The 16,612-nt window shown below is 69.2% G+C and carries 14 protein-coding genes; 3 read left to right on the top strand and 11 right to left on the bottom strand.

Going from position 1 to position 16,612, the window contains the following annotated elements:
• Position 1: 1 nt before the first annotated feature.
• The 9 genes from FCN22_RS03090 to FCN22_RS03050 all read right to left on the bottom strand — a co-directional run bounded on the left by FCN22_RS03090 (position 2) and on the right by FCN22_RS03050 (position 6,520).
• The gene (locus tag FCN22_RS03090; RefSeq protein WP_137120076.1) at positions 2–670 is read right to left on the bottom strand and encodes an RraA family protein; all 669 of its coding nucleotides are present in this window, start codon (positions 668–670) and stop codon (positions 2–4) included.
• Positions 671–757: 87 nt separating this feature from the next.
• Positions 758–1,549, bottom strand: a complete 792-nt coding sequence (locus FCN22_RS03085) for an ABC transporter permease (protein WP_137120075.1) — start codon at positions 1,547–1,549, stop codon at positions 758–760.
• Between the two features lie 13 nt (positions 1,550–1,562).
• Positions 1,563–2,471 carry an ABC transporter permease gene (locus FCN22_RS03080; RefSeq protein WP_137120074.1) on the bottom strand — a complete coding sequence of 303 codons (909 nt, stop codon included), beginning with the start codon at positions 2,469–2,471 and terminating at the stop codon, positions 1,563–1,565.
• Positions 2,468–3,538, bottom strand: coding sequence for an ABC transporter ATP-binding protein (locus FCN22_RS03075; RefSeq protein WP_137120073.1), 1,071 nt, complete (start codon positions 3,536–3,538; stop codon positions 2,468–2,470). Before FCN22_RS03075 ends, FCN22_RS03080 begins: the two co-directional genes overlap by 4 nt.
• A gap of 12 nt (positions 3,539–3,550) precedes the next feature.
• A complete protein-coding gene (locus FCN22_RS03070) occupies positions 3,551–4,615 on the bottom strand; it encodes an ABC transporter substrate-binding protein (protein ID WP_137120072.1) in 1,065 nt (354 codons plus the stop codon).
• Entirely contained in the window at positions 4,612–5,304 is a 693-nt protein-coding gene (locus FCN22_RS03065; protein WP_137120071.1) for a GntR family transcriptional regulator, read from the bottom strand. Before FCN22_RS03065 ends, FCN22_RS03070 begins: the two co-directional genes overlap by 4 nt.
• Positions 5,305–5,436: 132 nt before the next feature.
• On the bottom strand, positions 5,437–5,925 hold the full coding sequence (locus FCN22_RS03060) for a hypothetical protein (RefSeq protein ID WP_238384480.1): 489 nt from the start codon (positions 5,923–5,925) through the stop codon (positions 5,437–5,439).
• On the bottom strand, positions 5,918–6,280 hold the full coding sequence (locus FCN22_RS03055; protein WP_137120070.1) for a hypothetical protein: 363 nt from the start codon (positions 6,278–6,280) through the stop codon (positions 5,918–5,920). Before FCN22_RS03055 ends, FCN22_RS03060 begins: the two co-directional genes overlap by 8 nt.
• Positions 6,281–6,322: 42 nt before the next feature.
• Positions 6,323–6,520 carry a DUF3099 domain-containing protein gene (locus FCN22_RS03050; protein WP_202911369.1) on the bottom strand — a complete coding sequence of 66 codons (198 nt, stop codon included), beginning with the start codon at positions 6,518–6,520 and terminating at the stop codon, positions 6,323–6,325.
• 207 nt (positions 6,521–6,727) lie between these two features.
• Between FCN22_RS03050 and FCN22_RS03045 the strand changes: the two genes are divergently transcribed.
• Together FCN22_RS03045 and FCN22_RS03040 are read left to right on the top strand one after the other, a co-directional pair.
• Positions 6,728–7,681 (top strand): ATP-binding cassette domain-containing protein, encoded by a 954-nt coding sequence (locus FCN22_RS03045; protein WP_137120069.1) that lies wholly within the window; start codon positions 6,728–6,730, stop codon positions 7,679–7,681.
• Positions 7,678–8,508 carry an ABC transporter permease gene (locus tag FCN22_RS03040; RefSeq protein ID WP_137120068.1) on the top strand — a complete coding sequence of 277 codons (831 nt, stop codon included), beginning with the start codon at positions 7,678–7,680 and terminating at the stop codon, positions 8,506–8,508. Before FCN22_RS03045 ends, FCN22_RS03040 begins: the two co-directional genes overlap by 4 nt.
• Positions 8,509–8,521: 13 nt before the next feature.
• Here the strand turns inward: FCN22_RS03040 and FCN22_RS03035 are convergent, their stop codons facing one another.
• On the bottom strand, positions 8,522–11,761 hold the full coding sequence (locus tag FCN22_RS03035; RefSeq protein ID WP_137120067.1) for an AfsR/SARP family transcriptional regulator: 3,240 nt from the start codon (positions 11,759–11,761) through the stop codon (positions 8,522–8,524).
• A 99-nt stretch (positions 11,762–11,860) separates the two neighbouring features.
• Positions 11,861–14,686 (bottom strand): helix-turn-helix transcriptional regulator, encoded by a 2,826-nt coding sequence (locus tag FCN22_RS03030; protein WP_137120066.1) that lies wholly within the window; start codon positions 14,684–14,686, stop codon positions 11,861–11,863.
• 211 nt (positions 14,687–14,897) lie between these two features.
• Between FCN22_RS03030 and FCN22_RS03025 the strand changes: the two genes are divergently transcribed.
• Entirely contained in the window at positions 14,898–16,490 is a 1,593-nt protein-coding gene (locus tag FCN22_RS03025) for an HNH endonuclease signature motif containing protein (RefSeq protein ID WP_137120065.1), read from the top strand.
• The last annotated feature ends 122 nt before the right edge of the window (positions 16,491–16,612 follow it).

Raw genomic sequence — 16,612 nt, 5'->3', positions numbered from 1 at the left:
CTCACTTTCCCGCGACGGCGGACTCGGCGAAGTACTTGGCGGCGCCGGAGATGTCCGAGATCCGGCCTCCTGCTGCGATGCTCTCACGTGAGGGCCCCTCGGCCTCCTCCTTCGCCTTGAGCAGGCGGGCGACGTCGAGCGCCTCCTCGCGTTTGAGAACCGCTACGCCATCAGAGTCGGCAAACACGACGTCGCCGGGGAAGACCACCACTCCTCCGACGGATACCGGCACGTTGATGCTCCCCTCGACCCCTGCGATCCGGGTGGTGTGCGCAGCGATGCCCCGGGAATAGGCGGGGAAGCCATAGCCACTCATCTCCTCGATGTCGTTGATCTGCCCGTCGATCACGGCGCCGACAGCTCCCCTCGCCTTCGCCGTGAACGACACGAGACCGCCGAAGCACGAGCGCTGCTCGTCGCCACTCTGTTCCACCACGAGGACGTCGCCGGGACGCAGGTCGTCGGCAGCAACGTGCAACGCGGTCGAGTCAAGGTGCGGCAGTCGCACCGTCACGGCGGTCCCGACGAACTTCAGCGGGCGCATGTTCGGCACCAGCCCCCGCGGGAAGCCGTGGTCGCGCAGGTGACCGAGAGTGGAGGTGCACACCTGGGACAAGGCTTGGACGATCTCCTCGTCGATGGATGGTGCGGATGGATTGCGGGTGAACATGTGAGTTCCGATCTTCTTGGGCTCGGTGTTGGACAGTGGATGGAGCTGGACGTGGGACGGACGAGATGGCAAGGAGCGCCGACCGGCTCAGCGCAGGACGCGTTTGAGACCCATCACGCGCTCGATGATGACGACGAAGAGGATGCTGATGGCGATGAGCACGACCGACAGCGCTGCAATTTGGGGATCTGTGCGAGTTTCGACGTAGTGGAAGATCTCGACCGGCAGAGTCGTCGCACGCGGGCCGACGACGAAGAGCGAGATCACCGCCTCGTCGAACGAGATGAGGAACGCGATCACTCCCCCGGCGAGCACACCGGGCGCGATCAGGGGCAACGTCACCTTTCGGAAGGTCACCCATGCCGAGGCACCCAGCGTTCGCGCCGCCTCCTCGCAGGAACGGTTGAGCGTGAGCAGACTCATCGACGCCGTCCGGATGACGTAGGGAATCGTGATCGACAGGTGCGCCACGATCAGGCCCGCGTAGGTGCCCGTGATGCGCAGCGGGGCGAGCACCAGCAGGAGCGCGAGGCCGAGGACGATCGCCGGCACGAGCAGCGGTGAGAGGAAGAAGGCCGACAGCGCTTCCCTCCCGCGGAACTCGAACCGTGCGATGGCGAGCGCGACCGGGACCCCGATGAGGAGCGCGAGCAGCGCCACCCCACCCGCGGTGATCAGGCTGACCTTGAAGCCGGTGATGAAGTCTTGGTTCTGGGTGAGCTTCTCGTACCACTGGAGGCTGAACCCTTGCGGCGGGAAGGCCATCGACGACTCGCTGTCGAAGGAGATGCCGACCACCACGAGGATCGGCGCCAGCAGGAAGAGGTAGAGCACGGTCATGAGGACGCGGTTGGGCCACCCCTTGAGACGGGACTGCATGTGGACTCTTCTCCTACTGGGATTCGATGCGCCGCAGGGCGCGCTGGTAGATGACGATCACGAAGCCGAACAGAGCCAGCAGGATGAAGGAGATCGCAGCTGCGAACGGCCAGTTCAACGTCGCGGTGGCCTGGTCGTAGATCTCGGTCGCGAGCAGGAACACCCGTCCACCGCCCACCAGCCGCGGCGTGATGAAGGAGCTGATCGTGAGGACGAAGACCAGCAGCGCACCCGTGAGGACGCCCGGCATGCTGAGCGGCCACACCACTCGCCAGAACACCTTCCAACGGTTTGCTCCCAGGCTTGCGGCCGCGTGCTCGAGATCCGTGCTGAACCGACCGAATCCAGCGAGCAGCGCAAGAATCATGTAGGGCATCATGATCTCGACCAACGAGATGTAGACGCCCACCTTGTTGTTCACCAGAGCGAGCGGATGGTCGGTGAGACCAGTCGCCTGCAGAGTCTTGTTGACCACGCCCTGGTTGCCGAGCAGGACGATCCATCCGTAGGTGCGGACCACGGAGCTGGTCAGCAGCGGGGCGATGGCCAGGGCGATGAGGACACCCTTGAACCGCGACTCGGTGCGCACCAGGAACAACGCGATCGGGTAGGAGACGAGGATCGCGAAGAAGGTGACCACCAGGCCGAGGAGCAAGGTGTCCCAAGCCATCTTCCAGTAGTAGCCGTCGGTCAGGAACTGGGCATAGGAGTGGAAGGAGACCGTGTCCTCGATCATCCCCGAGGAGTCGCCGGTCTTCAGGCTCATCCGCAGCAGGTAGACCAGGGGCAGGACGAACGAGACCACCATCCCGAGCAACCCGGGCACCGTGAGCGCAAGGACGGTGCCACGCAGCTTTCGGCGCGGAGGCTCGGCTGGAGGTGGAATCGTCTTCGTCGGCCGCTCGTGGAGGGCGGTGGTCATACGGTCGCCTCCTCCTTGAGGACGACGGCGTCACGGGTCCCCCAGGACAGCTGCACCGGCGTGCCCGGCGGAAGGTGCGGCTCACCGCTCGACACCGACTGCACGGTGACTCTGCGATCGGCAACCTGGACGGAATACTCCACCGAGTCACCCACGTAGACCATCGACCCCACCCGGCCGTGGGCGTCCACGGACGGGCACGCGGTGATCCGCATGCGGTGCGGTCGCACCATCAGGCTCCCCTGCCCGAGCTGCCGGTGGTCGTCGACCGCCGTCATGGCCCCCAGCCCGTCGATCTGGACGGTCGCAACGCCCTGAGCGGTGTCCAGGATCTTGCCGTCGAAGATGTTGGCCCGGCCGATGAAGTTGGCCACGAACCGGTTGGCGGGATGCTCGTACACCTGCTCGGGCGTGCCGACCTGCTCGATGTGGCCCTCGGACATCACCACGATGCGGTCCGAAGTCGCCAACGCCTCGTCCTGGTCGTGGGTGACGAACACCGTGGTGATGCCGATCTTCTGCTGGATCGAGCGGATCTCGTCGCGCATCGTGTCCCGCAGCTTGGCGTCCAGGTTGGACAGCGGTTCATCGAGGAGCAGGACCTTGGGCTCGATCACCAGGGCACGAGCCAACGCCACCCGTTGCTGCTGGCCCCCGGAGAGCTGCTTGATCCGCCGCTCCCCCAGGTGTCCCAGCTGCACCAGGTCGAGGGCGCCCGCGACCTTCGTCCTCACCTCGCTCTTGGACAGGCCCCGCATGGTGAGACCGAAGGCGACGTTCTCAGCGACATCGAGATGCGGGAAAAGGGCATAGTTCTGGAAGACCAACCCCATCCCACGCTGATGCACCGGGGTGTGCGTCAGCTCCTTCCCGTCGAGGTCGATTCGGCCGGCGGTCGGCTCGATCAGCCCCGCGATCATCCTCAGCGTCGTGGTCTTGCCACATCCCGAGGGGCCGAGGAGTGAGATGAACTCACCCTTCTCGATCTGCATGGTGAAGTCCGAGACACTGGGCCGATCGGTGCCGGGGTACTGCTTGCTGATGTCGCTCAGTTCGAGGTATGCCATGGTTGCCTTCGCTCAGGAGTCGGCGAGGATCTGCCTGCGCCAGATCTGCGTCCAGTCGTCACGCTTCTGCGCCACCACGGTCCAGTCCACGTCGAGGACCTTGTCGATCTTCTTCGGGTCCGCTGCGGTGCGGCCAAGGGCCGCGTTGCTCGGCTTGGCCTTCGTGTTGGTCGGTGCGTAGTACATCGTGTCGGTGAACGTCGCCTGGGACTCCGGGCCGAGCGCATAGTTGATGAAGGTCTGCGCTGCCTCTGGGGACGGCGAGTTCTTCACCAGGTTGATGGTGTTGATCTGGAAGATGGTCTCGTCGTCAGGGATGGCGACCTTCATCTTGCCCTTGCTCTCGTCGGCGTAGAACTGGGCCCGCGCGTTCCATGCGATCGCGAGATCGGCCGTGCCGGACTGGACCAAGGTGTACTGGTCGGGCTGCGGCGCCCAGGTCTGGACGCTCGGAGCCAGGTCCTGGAGCCGCTTGACCCCCGGGTCGACCGAATTCGAGTAGTCCCCGCCTGCCTTGGCGTTCTCGATCAGCATCAGACCGGTTCCCTGGATGTCGGGGTGAGAGGGCACCACGATCCGACCCTTGTACTTCGGGTCCCACAGGCTCTCCCACTTGGTCGGAGCGGGGTTCACCTTGTCGTTGTAGATGAGCACCAGGCTGTCGAACGTGACCGCTGGCCCGTAGTTGCCGTCGACCTGGCCACGCTTGTCGATGTCCTTCATGTTCGGGACCTTGGCCGGGTCGAGCGGTTGAAAGAGGTCCGACTTGTTCGCGGTGTCGGACACCGACAGGTCCATGATCGCAACGTCCGCCTCCGGCGCGCTCTTGGCGCTGCGGAGGGACGCGAGGTTGTCCGCCGAGTTGCCCATGCCGTTGTAGGTGACCTTGATGTCCGGGAACTTCTTCGTGAAGGGGTCGATGACCGCCTTTTGGAAGTTGTCCTGGAAGACCCCGGAATAGCCCTGGATCACGATGGATCCCGCGTCCGCGCTGTCCTGTGTGTCGGTCCCCCCACCGCAGCCTGCGATCGCGACGAGCGCGAGCACCGAGGTCGTCCCAAAGAGCTTCTTGTTCATGAGTCGGTCTTCTCCTGTTGCCGATGCTGGGTGAGCAGCCGCATCTCGAGCTGTTGGTGCTCGATCTGTCGCTGGTATGACGTGTCGATGTGTCGTGCTACGACGCGGACGGCTTCGTCCTGGTCGCGGTCCTTGATGGCTGTCTGCAAGGCCCAGTGGTCGTCGTTGACGTTCTCCATGCCGAGCCGGTCGTGCGCGAGGTACCACAGTCGGAGCGACCCACAGTTGAGTCGGTCCACCGCCTCGCTGAGAAACCTGTTGTCGGTGGCCATGGCCACCGCCAGGTGGAACCGGTGGTCCAGCTCGACGCTCTCGTAGACGTCGTTGCGGTCCACCGCTTCCTCGATCTGGTTGCAGATGCGACCGAGCTCTTCGATCTGCTCATCGCGAGCACGCTGCACGGCCAGCCTGGCGACCGGCTCTTCGAGCAGGTGCCGTGCCTCGTACAGTCGCGCCAGCTCGAGCACCCGAATGCCTCGCACGTAGGGCGTGCGGTGCGGTGGGTAGTTAATGAACTGCTCGTCGGAGAGCCGTTTGATCGCCTCGCGCAGTGGGGTCCGGCCGAAGCCGTAGCGCTCGATGAGCACTCCGTCCTCGAGCGGCATGTCCTCTGAGAGCTCGCCCTCGACGATGGCCCGCCGCAGCACGGCATACGCCTGCTCGGTCTTGGTCGTGCCCGTCGGAGTCATGTCGTATACCTTCGATATATCGATGAGTACAGGACAGGTATACAGACAGCCGACGCGCTCTGTCAACGGTTGGAGTGCAACGGATCTCGGCTTGCGCTCAGGAGGGCGCTGGCCCAGCAGTCCTCTCGAGCGTCAGCGCGACTGTCGGTGGCGTCGCAACCAGAGCAGCCCGAGCACGGGCAGCACGAGGGGCACATAGCCGTAACCGGCGCCGAAGTGTGACCACACCGTCTTGTCGGGGAAGGCCGCCGTGTCGACATAGGACAGCACGCCGACCACCAGGACGCCGACCAGCTCGATGGAGCACGAGACCGTGGCGACGCGCACGGCCGTGTGCCCTCCCCTCGCGAGCGCAACGGTCGCCACGAGGTAGATCACGGCTGCGAGCGCGGACAGCAGGTAGGCGACCGGCGCGCGGTGGAAGTACTCGGAGATCTGCAGGATCGAGCGCCCGGTCGCGGCGAGGGCGAGCAGGGCGTAGACGGCGACCAGGATCCGTCCCGGGCCGGACCCAGTGGCCTGTCCGACGGTGGGACCGCCCTCTCCCCCGCCCTCGACGGTCGGCGGCTCCACGGGTCCCTCCGGTCCCTCAGGGCTGGCCGGGCCCCGCGGGTCAGGCATGTGCCATCCCCCAGACCTGCTCGAGCCGGCCGATGAGCACGGCGCAGACGAAGGCACCGACGAGGATCACGCCCATGGCCCACCCGGTCTTCTCCTTGATGGCCAGGAACACGACGAACGGCGGCACGATGACGACCGTGAACAGGTAGGCCACGAAGGTCGCCCCGTCCGCGCCGCCGATGTCGCCGGCGTGCGCGAGGCCGACGACCAGCTGCACCAGGAGCCCGACCTCGAGCAGCCCGGCCACGGCCAGCAGACGGTCATCGATCAACGAGTGCCGCAGCAGGTAGTAGGCCGCCCCAAGCGCGAGCACGGCACACAGGACCAGCAGCACGATCGACAGGGGCAGGAGCACCCCGGAAGCGTAACCACGGGTCGCGGACGGGACCGAGCGAGGTCAGCGGTCGTCGTCATCGTGCCGCGTCTCCCAGGGCCGGTTGGCGATGATGACGGCCGTGGGCGGGATCACGGCGGCCACGGCGCTCATCACGATTGCCGCGGTGACCGACCAGAGCCGCACGACGAACCACGCGAGCGCGACGAGCGTGATGCACGTGCCCATCAGCCAGAAGTAGCGGCGCTCGTTGGTCTTCACCCTCCCGTTCTACGCCTTCGGTCAGCGAGGCGCCGTGCGGCTGCGGGGACGAGCCAGGTGTGGGACACCTGGCAGCTGCGCCCTGTGCGGCACGTACCAGCGCGCTGACAGCACGAGCTCGCCCGTGCCAGCGTCGTGACGGCGCCGTGCCAGTGCCGCCCGGCAGGATCGCAAGCGACATCGACTTCCGTGATCGAAGGAGCAACCATGACCTACGCCTTCCGGGCCGAGGGGCTCACCAAGCGCTTCGGCACCACCCAGGCCCTCGACAGCATCGAACTCGCCGCCGAGCACGGCACCGTCCTCGGCGTGCTCGGACCCAACGGCGCCGGCAAGACCACCGCCGTGCGCATCCTCGCCACCCTGCTGCAGGCCGACTCCGGCCGGGCGCAGGTCAACGGGTATGACGTGACCCGCGACGCGGCGAAGGTGCGCCGCAGCATCGGGCTCACCGGGCAGTACGCCTCGGTGGACGAAGACCTCACTGGCACCCAGAACCTCGTGCTCATCGGCCAGCTGCTCAACCTGCGCTCGGCTGCTGCGAGGGCGCGCGCGGCCGAGCTGCTCGAGTGGTTCGACCTGACCGACGCCGCCGGCCGGATGGCCAAGACCTACTCCGGTGGCATGCGCCGCCGGCTCGACCTCGCTGCCAGCCTGGTCGGGCGCCCAGCGGTGGTGTTTCTCGACGAGCCCACCACCGGCCTCGACCCGGCCAAGCGCGAGGACATGTGGGGCGTCGTGCGTCAGCTCGTCGACGACGGTTCGACGGTGTTGCTCACCACCCAGTACCTCGACGAGGCAGACGCGCTGGCTGACGAGATCAGCGTCATCGATCACGGCCGTGTCATCGCCCACGACACCCCGGACGGCCTCAAGCGGGTCATCGGCGGCCAGCGCATCCGGGTGCGCCCCAGCGACCTGGGGAGGCTGGACGAGGTCCGAGCCATCCTGGGCCAGATCGCGGGTGCCTCCCCCGAGGAGTCGGCCCGCCACCAGCTGACCGTGCCGGTCGACGACGAGAGCGCGCTGGCCGCGACGGTCGACCGCCTGACCGAGTCAGGGATCTCCGTCACCGAGCTTTCGTTTCACCTGCCCAGCCTGGACGAGGTCTTCATGTCCCTGACCGGGCGCCCCACCGAGACCACCAAGGAGGCCGCATGACTGCCACCGCCGTCCACCCGACCGAATCGACCCAACCCACCAGCCGAGCCGGCGAGCTCACCGACGAGGGCTCGACCCTGCGGCACGCCATCGCCCTGGCGAAGCGCAGCCTGATCAAAACGTGGCGCACCCCGGAGGCGCTGGTCGACGTCACGCTGCAGCCGGTGATCTTCATCCTGATGTTCACCTACATCTTCGGCGGCGCGATCGCCGGCGGATCACAGCATGAGTACCTGCAGTTCCTGTTGCCTGGCGTCCTCGGCCAGACCATCGCGATGGCCGGGATCGCCTTGGGCGTCAACCTCAACACCGACATCGAGAAGGGCGTCTTCGACCGGTTCCGGTCGCTGCCCATCTCCCGTTCGGCCCCCTTGGTGGGCGCGGTCCTCGCCGACGTGGTGCGCTACCTGATCCTGTTCGTCATGTGCCTCGGCACCGGCCTGATCGTCGGGTTCCACGTCGGCACCAACCCTCTCGCGGTCCTCGCGGCACTCGGCATCTCTGTTGCCTTTGCGCTGTGCTTCTGCTGGATCTCGGTCTGGGTCGGCATGATCGCCCGCACCTCGGGCGCCGTGCAGGGCATCATGTTCCTGCTCGTCCTGCCGCTCTCGTTCGTCAGCAACGCGTTCGTGCCGACGGCAACGATGCCCAGCTGGCTGGCCCAGGTGGCCGACGTCAACCCGATCTCCCACCTGGTGGGCACGGTGCGCGGACTGATGGTCGGGGGACCAGTCGCGTCCAACCTGCTGTGGACGCTCGGGTGGATGGCCGTCCTGCTGCTCGTGTTCGTCCCGCTGGCGCTGCGCGCCTACCGCCGACGGGCCTGAGCCTGCAACGGTCTCAGCTCGCCCGGTCCGGGTCGGCCCATCGGGCCGGCGCGAGCCGGGCGAGTGCGGCGTCCCGGGGCAGCATGCGTCCCTTGGCGTATGCCGGGTCGAACCGGTCGCCCAGTGCGTCACCCAGGACCCTGCGCACCCGCTTGACCGCCACGTCGGTCAGGTCGTCGCCCCCACGCAACTGGGCGGATGCGCCCAGCACCTCAGCTGCCTCCGCAGGTCGCTCCCGGGTGATGAGGAGCTCGGCGATGCCCACGCCGACGACGGAGATGATCGGCTTGTCACGAGTCGCCACGGCCAGGTCGTAGGCGCGCGCCAACTGCACCTCCGCCTCCTCCAAGCGGCCATCGTCGAGTTCCGCCCCTGCGCACACCGCCAGGAAGAGCGCGTGCGCGTGGCCCCTCATCGGGCTCCGCGGGCCGAGGTCATCGAGCAACCGGGCGGACTCCCGCAGCAGCCGATGAAGCTCGGCGTCGTCTCCCGCTATGCGCGCTATGCCGGCCAGCACGACATACAGCAGCAGCCGCTCGGCGCTGCCGAGGTCCGGCGCCTCCTCCCGCAGGGCCGCCGCCTCCTGGCGCACCAGGTCGAGTTCCCCTCTGCGCACGTGCACGTCGAGCATGCGTATGCGCACCAGCTCCACGTCGTCCGACGACCCGAGCTCGGTCGAGTAGTCCAGGGTGCGCTGGTAGTCGGCCTGCGCGCCATCGAGGTCCCCGTCCATCAACCGCAGCCGCGCCCGCACACCCACCGCCTGGGCCAGACCCCACCGGTCGCCGATCTTCGAAAAGCCGTGCAGGGCCTCGGCCAGATTGGCCCGCATCCCCTCCGGGTCGCCCTCGTTCTCCGCGATACTGGCCATGAACATGCGGGCCATCGCCCTGATCCAGGCATCGCCACCGGCGATGGCCTCGTCGAAGTACGCCTGCACCTGGTCTTCCTCGCCGGAGAAGAAGGCGAGCATCGGGCGCATCACCGCAACCATGGGGAACCGCTCGAGGTCGAGCTTGTCCAGGCGGGCGTTCAACCCCGCAAGCTCCGCGGCGACGTCCTCCGCGGAGGCCGGCGGGTCGTCGCCCTCCTCCCAGTGGGCCAGGTTGCTGATCGCCAGCACCGCCTCGGCGGCGGTTCGCTGGTCGGGGTCGACGTCACCGGGGACGGCCAGCGCGTAGCCGAGCCAGGTCACTGCCTCGCCCTGGCTGCCGGTCAGCGTCCAGTACCACGTGAGCTCGAGGGCCATGGCCAAGGTCGCAGGGGCATCGCCGCATTCGCCGAGGAAGCGCAGCGCGGCCAGGATGTTGTCCCGGTCCCGCCGCAACCGGGCGAGCCACGGTAGCTGCTCACGGGTGCGCAGCCGGGGGTCGGCCTCGTGCACGAGGCCGGCGAAGTGCCGCGCGTGGGAGCGGCGCACCGCCTCCATCTCCTCTCGCCCGACCAGCTGCTCACTGCCGAACTCCCTGATCGTCTCGAGCATCCGGTAGCGCAGCTCCCCGTCCATGGCGACCTCGAGCAGCGACTTGTCCACCAGGGCGCTGAGCAGGTCGGGGATGCGACGCGCGGGCAGTCCTCCCCCGGCGCAGACCACCCGGGCGCTCTCGACCGACGCGCCTGCGGGAAACACCGAGAGCCGTTCGGCCAGCAGGCGTTCCTCATCGGTCAACAGGTCCCAGCTCCACTGGACGACCGCCCGGAGTGTGCGGTGGCGTGGCAGTGCGGTGCGCTTGCCGCCGGTGAGGAGTGCGAACCGGTCGGAGAGCCGGGCGGCGATCTCGTCGACCGGCAGCACACGCAACCGCGCTGCGGCCAGCTCGATCGCCAACGGCAGACCGTCGAGCCGGCGCACGATCTCGATGCAGGCGCCCACCATGGTGTCATCGACGGCGAAGCCGTCGTCTGCGGCCGCCGCACGTTCGGCGAGCAGCTGCACGGAAGGATAGGAGAGGGCCTGGACCGCATTGACACCTTGCGGCGGCAGCGGCAGCGACGTGAGGCCACACAGGGACTCGCCGTCGATGCCGAGCGGCTCACGGCTCGTGGCCAGCACCCGCACGCGAGGGCAGGTGGTCAGGACCTTGTCCACCACCTCCGCGACGCCGTCGACCAGGTGCTCGCAGTTGTCGACCACCAGCAGGCAGGTCGCATCGCCGAGGGCCTCGAGCAGGCGTCCCATGGCATCACGTGTCATCCGCTCCGGCTGGCGCTCGAGCAGCTTGTTCTCGCGCATCCCCAACGCTGCCAGGATGGTCGGCGCGATGTCGTGCTCGTCCGTGACCGGGGCGAGGGGCACGAACCACACGCCTCCCTCGAGGCGCTCGATCCAGGTGTTCCCGACCTCGGCCGCAAGCCTGGTCTTGCCCGCACCACCGGGCCCGACGATCGTCGTCAGCCGCCCCGACTCGATCAGACCGCTCACGCGCTTTGCGTCGTCGTCGCGTCCGATGAAGCTGGTGAGGGCGGAGCGCAGGTTGGTCCGGTGAGCCTGACGACGCGCTCGGACCGGCGCCTCAGCCGCTTGCGCGCCGCGCAGGATCTGCAGATGCTGCTCCTGCAGGCTCGAGGACGGGTCGGTACCCAGCTGGTCGGAGAGGGTTCGACGGAACTGCTCGTATGCCGTGAGCGCCTCCGCCGCGCGCCCGGTCGCCACGAGAGCCCGCATGAGCTGGGCGGTGGACCGCTCGTGCAACGGGTGGGTCGCGACGAGCTCCCTCAGCTCGCTGACGACGCCTGTCGCGTCTCCGAGCTGGAGATCGGCCTCGATGCGGCCGGAGACCACATCGAGCCGTTGTGCCTCATAACGACTGGCGAGGGCCGCGCCATACTCGGCGTCGCCGGCGTCGAGCAGGGCCTCGCCGCGCCACAGGCCCAGAGCGACGCGGAGGTTGGCGGCGGCACCCTGGGCGTCATTGCCCGAAAGGGCCCGTTGCCCCTCGCCGGCCAGGGCGGAGAACTGGTGGACGTCCACGGCGGAACGGTCGAGGGTCAGGCGGTAGCCACCCACGACCTGCTCGACCAGCGCGGGATCGCCCAGCGTCCGGCGCAGCCGGGAGACCAGGGTCTGCAGTGCGCCGGTGACGTCGCTCGGGAGCTCTTCACCCCAGATCGCGTCGACGAGCTCCTGGGCTGACACGACCCGACCAACGTCAACCGTCAGGCGCAGCAGCAGTCTGCGGAGGCGCGTGCCGGCGACCGGCACCACCCGATCACCGTCCCGCACCTCGATCGGGCCGAGGATCGCAACCTGCACCCACCTACTCTGACAGATGGCTCACGTGCATCGCGGCACCTCGGTGCTGGGCTGCCGCACGTGGACACCTCGGAGCAGGGTGGGACGAGTGGGGCGAGATCAGCGGCGCATCGCCTCCGCCAGCTCCTGTCGCGAGGAGATGCCGAGCTTGAGGTAGACGTTGCGCAGGTGGTACTCGATCGTCTTGCGGCTGACGAACAGGGCTGCGGCGGCTTCCCGGGTCGTGCGGCCGGAGGCGAGCAGCGTTGCGATCTGGAGCTGTTGCGGCGTCAGCTCGTCGAGACTGTCGGCAGCACGACGGTGGACGGTCTCGCCCGTTGCAGCCAACTCGACAGCGGCGGCGTTGGCCCAAGGATCTGCGCCGAGCCGTTCGAACGCCACCAGGGCCTCGCGGAGCACCGGTCGGGCCCGCACCCGCTGACGAGATCGTCGCAGCCAGGAGCCGAACAACATAGCGGTCCGGGCGGACTCGAAGATGTCCATGGTCTGGGCGTGGTGGTGCGCAGCCAGGATGAAGTGCTGCTCGACGGCGGTCCCCTCCGCCAGCAGCGCGACGGCCCGATGCGCACGAGCCAGGGCCCACGGCTGACCCTTGGCCTCGGCGACGCGCAGCATCTCCGCTGCGTCGACGGCGAGGCCCGCAACGTCGCTGTCGTCGCCACCGGCACCGGGATCTGCGGCACGACCCACCCGCAGCGAACATTCGGCCAGCTCGGGCACCGGTGACAGGTCCACATCGGCCAACCCACCCGCACGGAGAATGGCTCGCAGCTCGGTCAGGTGCTCGAGGGCGAGGGCCGGGCGGCCGAGCCCGAGCTCCAGGTCCGCCAGGGCAAAGCGCGTCCACACTCCACACAGGTTGAGGTGACGCGGTGGGAAGAGTTCGAGGACCTCCGCGGCGTGGGCGCGACACAGGTCGGCGCGACCCTGGCGCGCCTCGAGCCAGGCCAGTCCCGCCAACGAGGTCACCATGTCGACGACCCGTCCTGTTTCGCGGGCCAACCGGATTCCCTCGGTGTAGCTGGCCTCCGCCTCGTCCCAGCGGTCCGTCGTGGCGTCGTCCCGGCCCAGCAGGAACAACAGGAAGGGCAGCCGGGCCACGGCTCCGCGGTCGCGCACCTCAGTGGCCACTCGCTGTACCAGCTCTCGCCCCGCCCCTGCTTCGCGCAGCCACAACGGTCCGAGCAGGAGCCAGCCGAGGTGCGACGGATCGACAGCCGACGGTCCCGAGGCCGTGAGGGAGTGGACCGCTGCGGCGATCTGTTCGGTGCCGCCCTCGCCCGACAGCACCCTGGCGATCCCTGCCGACAGGACGCACAGGTCACGCACGTGCGGGTCGCGAACGAGCGGCAGCAGTCGCTCCAGCCGGCGCGCGAGCACACCCGCCGTGCCTCCGTCCGCGAGGTACAAGGTGGCCTCCAGCGCGTCCACCAGCACCGAGATCGACTGCTCGGGATCCAGACAGCCCTCGGGGGTGTCCACCAGGTCCGCCGCCGCCAGCAGCAGATCCAGCGACTCGAGCAGCGAGCCCTGCCGGGCGGCAACAGCGCCGCGGACCGCCAGCACGCGCACCTTGTGAAGCCGGTCAAGGGAACCGTCATCGGCCCCGGCGAGAAGCCTGTCCGCCTGGTCCTCCCGTCCTGCGAGCAGCGCCGCCTCCGCCGCCTCGATGAACCTCGCGTTCGCTTCCGGCTCAGCGTCGCTCAGCCGGGCAGCACGTTCGAGCGCAACGGAGGCCGCGGCATACGCACCGAGCGTCGTCGCTCTCCTGGCGACCGATTCGAGCATCGCCGCGACACTGGAGTCAGGCCCCACTGCTGCCTCCGCCAGGTGCCAGACCCGGCGTTCGTCCTCACCCCTGGTCTCGCCGCCATCAGCTCGGGCGACGCCCCCAGCGGCGCCGCCGCCACGCGACGCAATCGCGCCAGCAACCGCGGCGTGGGCCGCCCGACGCTGATCCGGAGCAGCCCGCGAATAGACCGCGGACCGCACGAGGGGGTGCCGGAAGACGACCCGGTCGGGCGTGAGGGAGATCAGGCCGGAGGCCTCCGCCTCGACCAGGTCCGACGCCCCGCCACCACTTGCACGGAGCGCCCGCAGCACCGTCGCGGCACGACCTCCCTCGGTCGCCGCCAGCAGCAGTGCCCACTGTGCCTCGGCGCCGAGTTCTGCTGCCCGGCCTGCGAATCCCTCTGCCAGAGAGTCGGACACGGGTAGAGGGACGGTGAGTGAGTCGGATTCCACCCCGGGAAGGTCTGCGAGTTCAAGGATGGCCAGTGGGTTGCCAGCCGTCACCTCCAGAAGGCGGTCGACCGTCCCCTCCGCGACGGGGGCCATCCGCCGTTGACTGAGCAGCTCTCCCGTGGCGGCGCGGTCGAGCCCGGAAAGGTGCAGCTGCGGCAGCGCTTCGCGGATCGGCCGAGTAGCCGGCACCTCACGCGCGGCGACCACCACCACGACCGGATCGGCAAGCAACCGCCGTGCGGCGAAGGCGAGGGCCTCCGCGGACGCCACATCGAGCCAGTGCGCGTCGTCGACGATCACCGCCACGGGTCGCTCCTCGGCGGAGCGACAGATCAGGCTGAGCGTGCCCGCTCCGACGGTGAACCGGTCTGTGACGTGGCCGGGCCCGAGGGCCAGCGCCGCGCCGAGCGCTTCGGCCTGCCGCCGCGGGATCCGGTCGAGCAGGCCGGTCACGGGACGGAGGAGGTGCTGGAGGCCACCAAAGGAGATCGCGTGCTCCACAGCCGATCCGGCCGCTCTCAGGATGCACATCCCCGCTGCCAGCTGGGTGGCGTGGTCGAGCAGGGCGCTCTTGCCGATGCCCGCGTCACCCGTGATCACGAGAACTCCGCTGGTGCCGACGCGCGCCCCGGCGATCAGCCGCTCGAGGAGCGCACACTCGGCCTCGCGGCCCGTCAACATCCGTCGATCGTAGGCCAATTCACGCCATCGGTGCAGCCACTCAGCACATCGGGCGCTGGGAGTGCGACTCCCCATCGGTCAGGGGTTGGCTCTGGTTGTGGATGGTGAGGTGTCGCGGGTGGGGTTGTGGACAACTCGAGAACGGATCCTGTTGCCGCTGCTGGTCATTCGGACTGACGGTGTTGTCGGTGGTCGCCCCTATCGTGAAGTCATGAAGCAGTCGCCGCCACCGTTCCCCTTCGGGAAGGACCCCGGGTGCGCCCGGTCCGCGGGCGCCGGTGACCCTGCCCGGAGTCGGTGGGCGAGTGATCGTCCGCCGTCCGGGCCGGACCGGCCGTTGGATGCCTCGGACGCGGCGCGCGCGGTCGGGACGTGGACCGACCGTCTCGCCAGGGAACGCAGGGACCGCGACCAGGCGGACGCCGACGACCACCTCGAGGCTGCGGACGCGGATGTCGTGGTGGACCCGGCGAGCGGGTTGCCGCGGGTGGCGGCGTGGCAGGTCACCGCCGCCCGTGCAGAGCTGGCGCGAGCCAGTGAGGCGCTGCGGGTCCTGGCGGCGGGGACCTGGGCGGTCGGCTCGGATGACCTGGCCGGGTTGATGCAGGACCTGGACCGGGTCCGGGCCGGGGCCGACATCGCGTCGGTGTTGGTCACCCGCGACGCGATCGACCGGGGCACCGTGACCGCCTCCCAGGCCGCCGGGGCCGGCCAGTGGGTCGCCCGCCAGGCCCAGAGCCTGGACCCACCGGCCGCGGCCGCCCTGGGCCGGGTCGCGGCCGCCTGTGGTGACCAACCCCGGCACGAGCTGGCGGCCCGGCTGGTGGCCGCCGGAGCAGTGACCTACCGGGTCGCGGATACCGCACTGCGCCAGGCGGAGCAGGTCGCCCCCGACCTGGAGGTCGACGCCGACACCGAGGAGGTGCTGGGCTGGTTCCTTGCCGCCGCCGCAGCCGGCGCCACAGGCAAGCAACTGCGGGACCTGTCGGCGTGGCTACGCGGTCGGTTCGGCTCGAAGGAGGCTAACCGGCACGGGGAAAGAGCCCACCGCCTGAACGCGCTGGACACCTCTACCCTGCCGGACGGGGTGCGCCGCTACCTGCTGCACCTGTGCCCGGAGCACGCCGCGGTGCTGGACGCCGCCCTGGCCGCCCTGTCCGGCCCGGCGCCCACCGTGGACCCGGACACCGGCGAGCAGGTTCGCGATGAGCGGCCCGCGGCCCGCCGCCGCGCCGACGCGCTGGTCGAGATCGTCCGGCGGGCCGCCGCCGCCGAAGCCGCGAACACCTCGCCGACCGCCACCACCACGCTGATCGTGACCATCGACCTGGCCGATCTGCTCGCCGGCACCGGGACCGCCACCACCAGGGAAGGTGACCTGCTGGACGCCGGCACCGCCCGCCGGCTGGCCTGCGACGCCGACCTGGTCCCCACCGTCCTGGGCACCGAATCAGCGATCCTGGACTGGGGGCGCGACAAACGCCTGTTCGACGGGCCGCTACGCGCCGCGGTCGTCGCCCGCGACCAGCACTGCACCTTCCCCGGCTGCGGCCGGCCCGCCACCTGGTGCCAGGCCCACCACGTCATCCACTGGCTCGACGGCGGCAAGACCGCCCTCCTGAACGCCGCGCTGCTGTGTGCGCGGCACCACACCATCGTGCACCGGGACAACCTGACCGCCACCGTCACCACCTTCGCCGTCACCTGGGACCTGACCCCACACGCCCACCCACCCACCAGCACCACCGGCTACCCCCACGACAGCGCGCCCGACGACCACGGCGACGGCACAGGCGATCCCTGACGACCCCGCCCCAGCCCCGCCGGCACCGGCGGGGCACCGAGGCACGCCCGCAGACGGTCCCGCGGGACTAGGTGGGGCACCCGGTGCGATCCAGCTGCGCTGCGACCTACGTTCACCGCATC

It is taken from the genome of Segeticoccus rhizosphaerae, assembly GCF_005222685.1.
GTDB classification, from domain to species: domain Bacteria; phylum Actinomycetota; class Actinomycetes; order Actinomycetales; family Dermatophilaceae; genus Segeticoccus; species Segeticoccus rhizosphaerae.
The sequence above is the reverse complement of the archived record's forward strand: the minus strand, read 5'-3'. Positions and strand labels throughout refer to the sequence as shown.

What these genes read in the sequence shown, in the direction of transcription:
- FCN22_RS03065 (WP_137120071.1), bottom strand. Translation starts at nt 5,304, where the DNA reads ATGACTCCGACGGGCACGACCAAGACCGAGCAGGCGTATGCCGTGCTG.
- FCN22_RS03085 (WP_137120075.1), bottom strand. Translation starts at nt 1,549, where the DNA reads ATGCAGTCCCGTCTCAAGGGGTGGCCCAACCGCGTCCTCATGACCGTG.
- FCN22_RS03060 (WP_238384480.1), bottom strand. Translation starts at nt 5,925, where the DNA reads ATGCCTGACCCGCGGGGCCCGGCCAGCCCTGAGGGACCGGAGGGACCC.
- FCN22_RS03025 (WP_137120065.1), top strand. Translation starts at nt 14,898, where the DNA reads ATGAAGCAGTCGCCGCCACCGTTCCCCTTCGGGAAGGACCCCGGGTGC.
- FCN22_RS03090 (WP_137120076.1), bottom strand. Translation starts at nt 670, where the DNA reads ATGTTCACCCGCAATCCATCCGCACCATCCATCGACGAGGAGATCGTC.
- FCN22_RS03075 (WP_137120073.1), bottom strand. Translation starts at nt 3,538, where the DNA reads ATGGCATACCTCGAACTGAGCGACATCAGCAAGCAGTACCCCGGCACC.
- FCN22_RS03045 (WP_137120069.1), top strand. Translation starts at nt 6,728, where the DNA reads ATGACCTACGCCTTCCGGGCCGAGGGGCTCACCAAGCGCTTCGGCACC.
- FCN22_RS03030 (WP_137120066.1), bottom strand. Translation starts at nt 14,686, where the DNA reads ATGTTGACGGGCCGCGAGGCCGAGTGTGCGCTCCTCGAGCGGCTGATC.
- FCN22_RS03080 (WP_137120074.1), bottom strand. Translation starts at nt 2,471, where the DNA reads ATGACCACCGCCCTCCACGAGCGGCCGACGAAGACGATTCCACCTCCA.
- FCN22_RS03040 (WP_137120068.1), top strand. Translation starts at nt 7,678, where the DNA reads ATGACTGCCACCGCCGTCCACCCGACCGAATCGACCCAACCCACCAGC.
- FCN22_RS03070 (WP_137120072.1), bottom strand. Translation starts at nt 4,615, where the DNA reads ATGAACAAGAAGCTCTTTGGGACGACCTCGGTGCTCGCGCTCGTCGCG.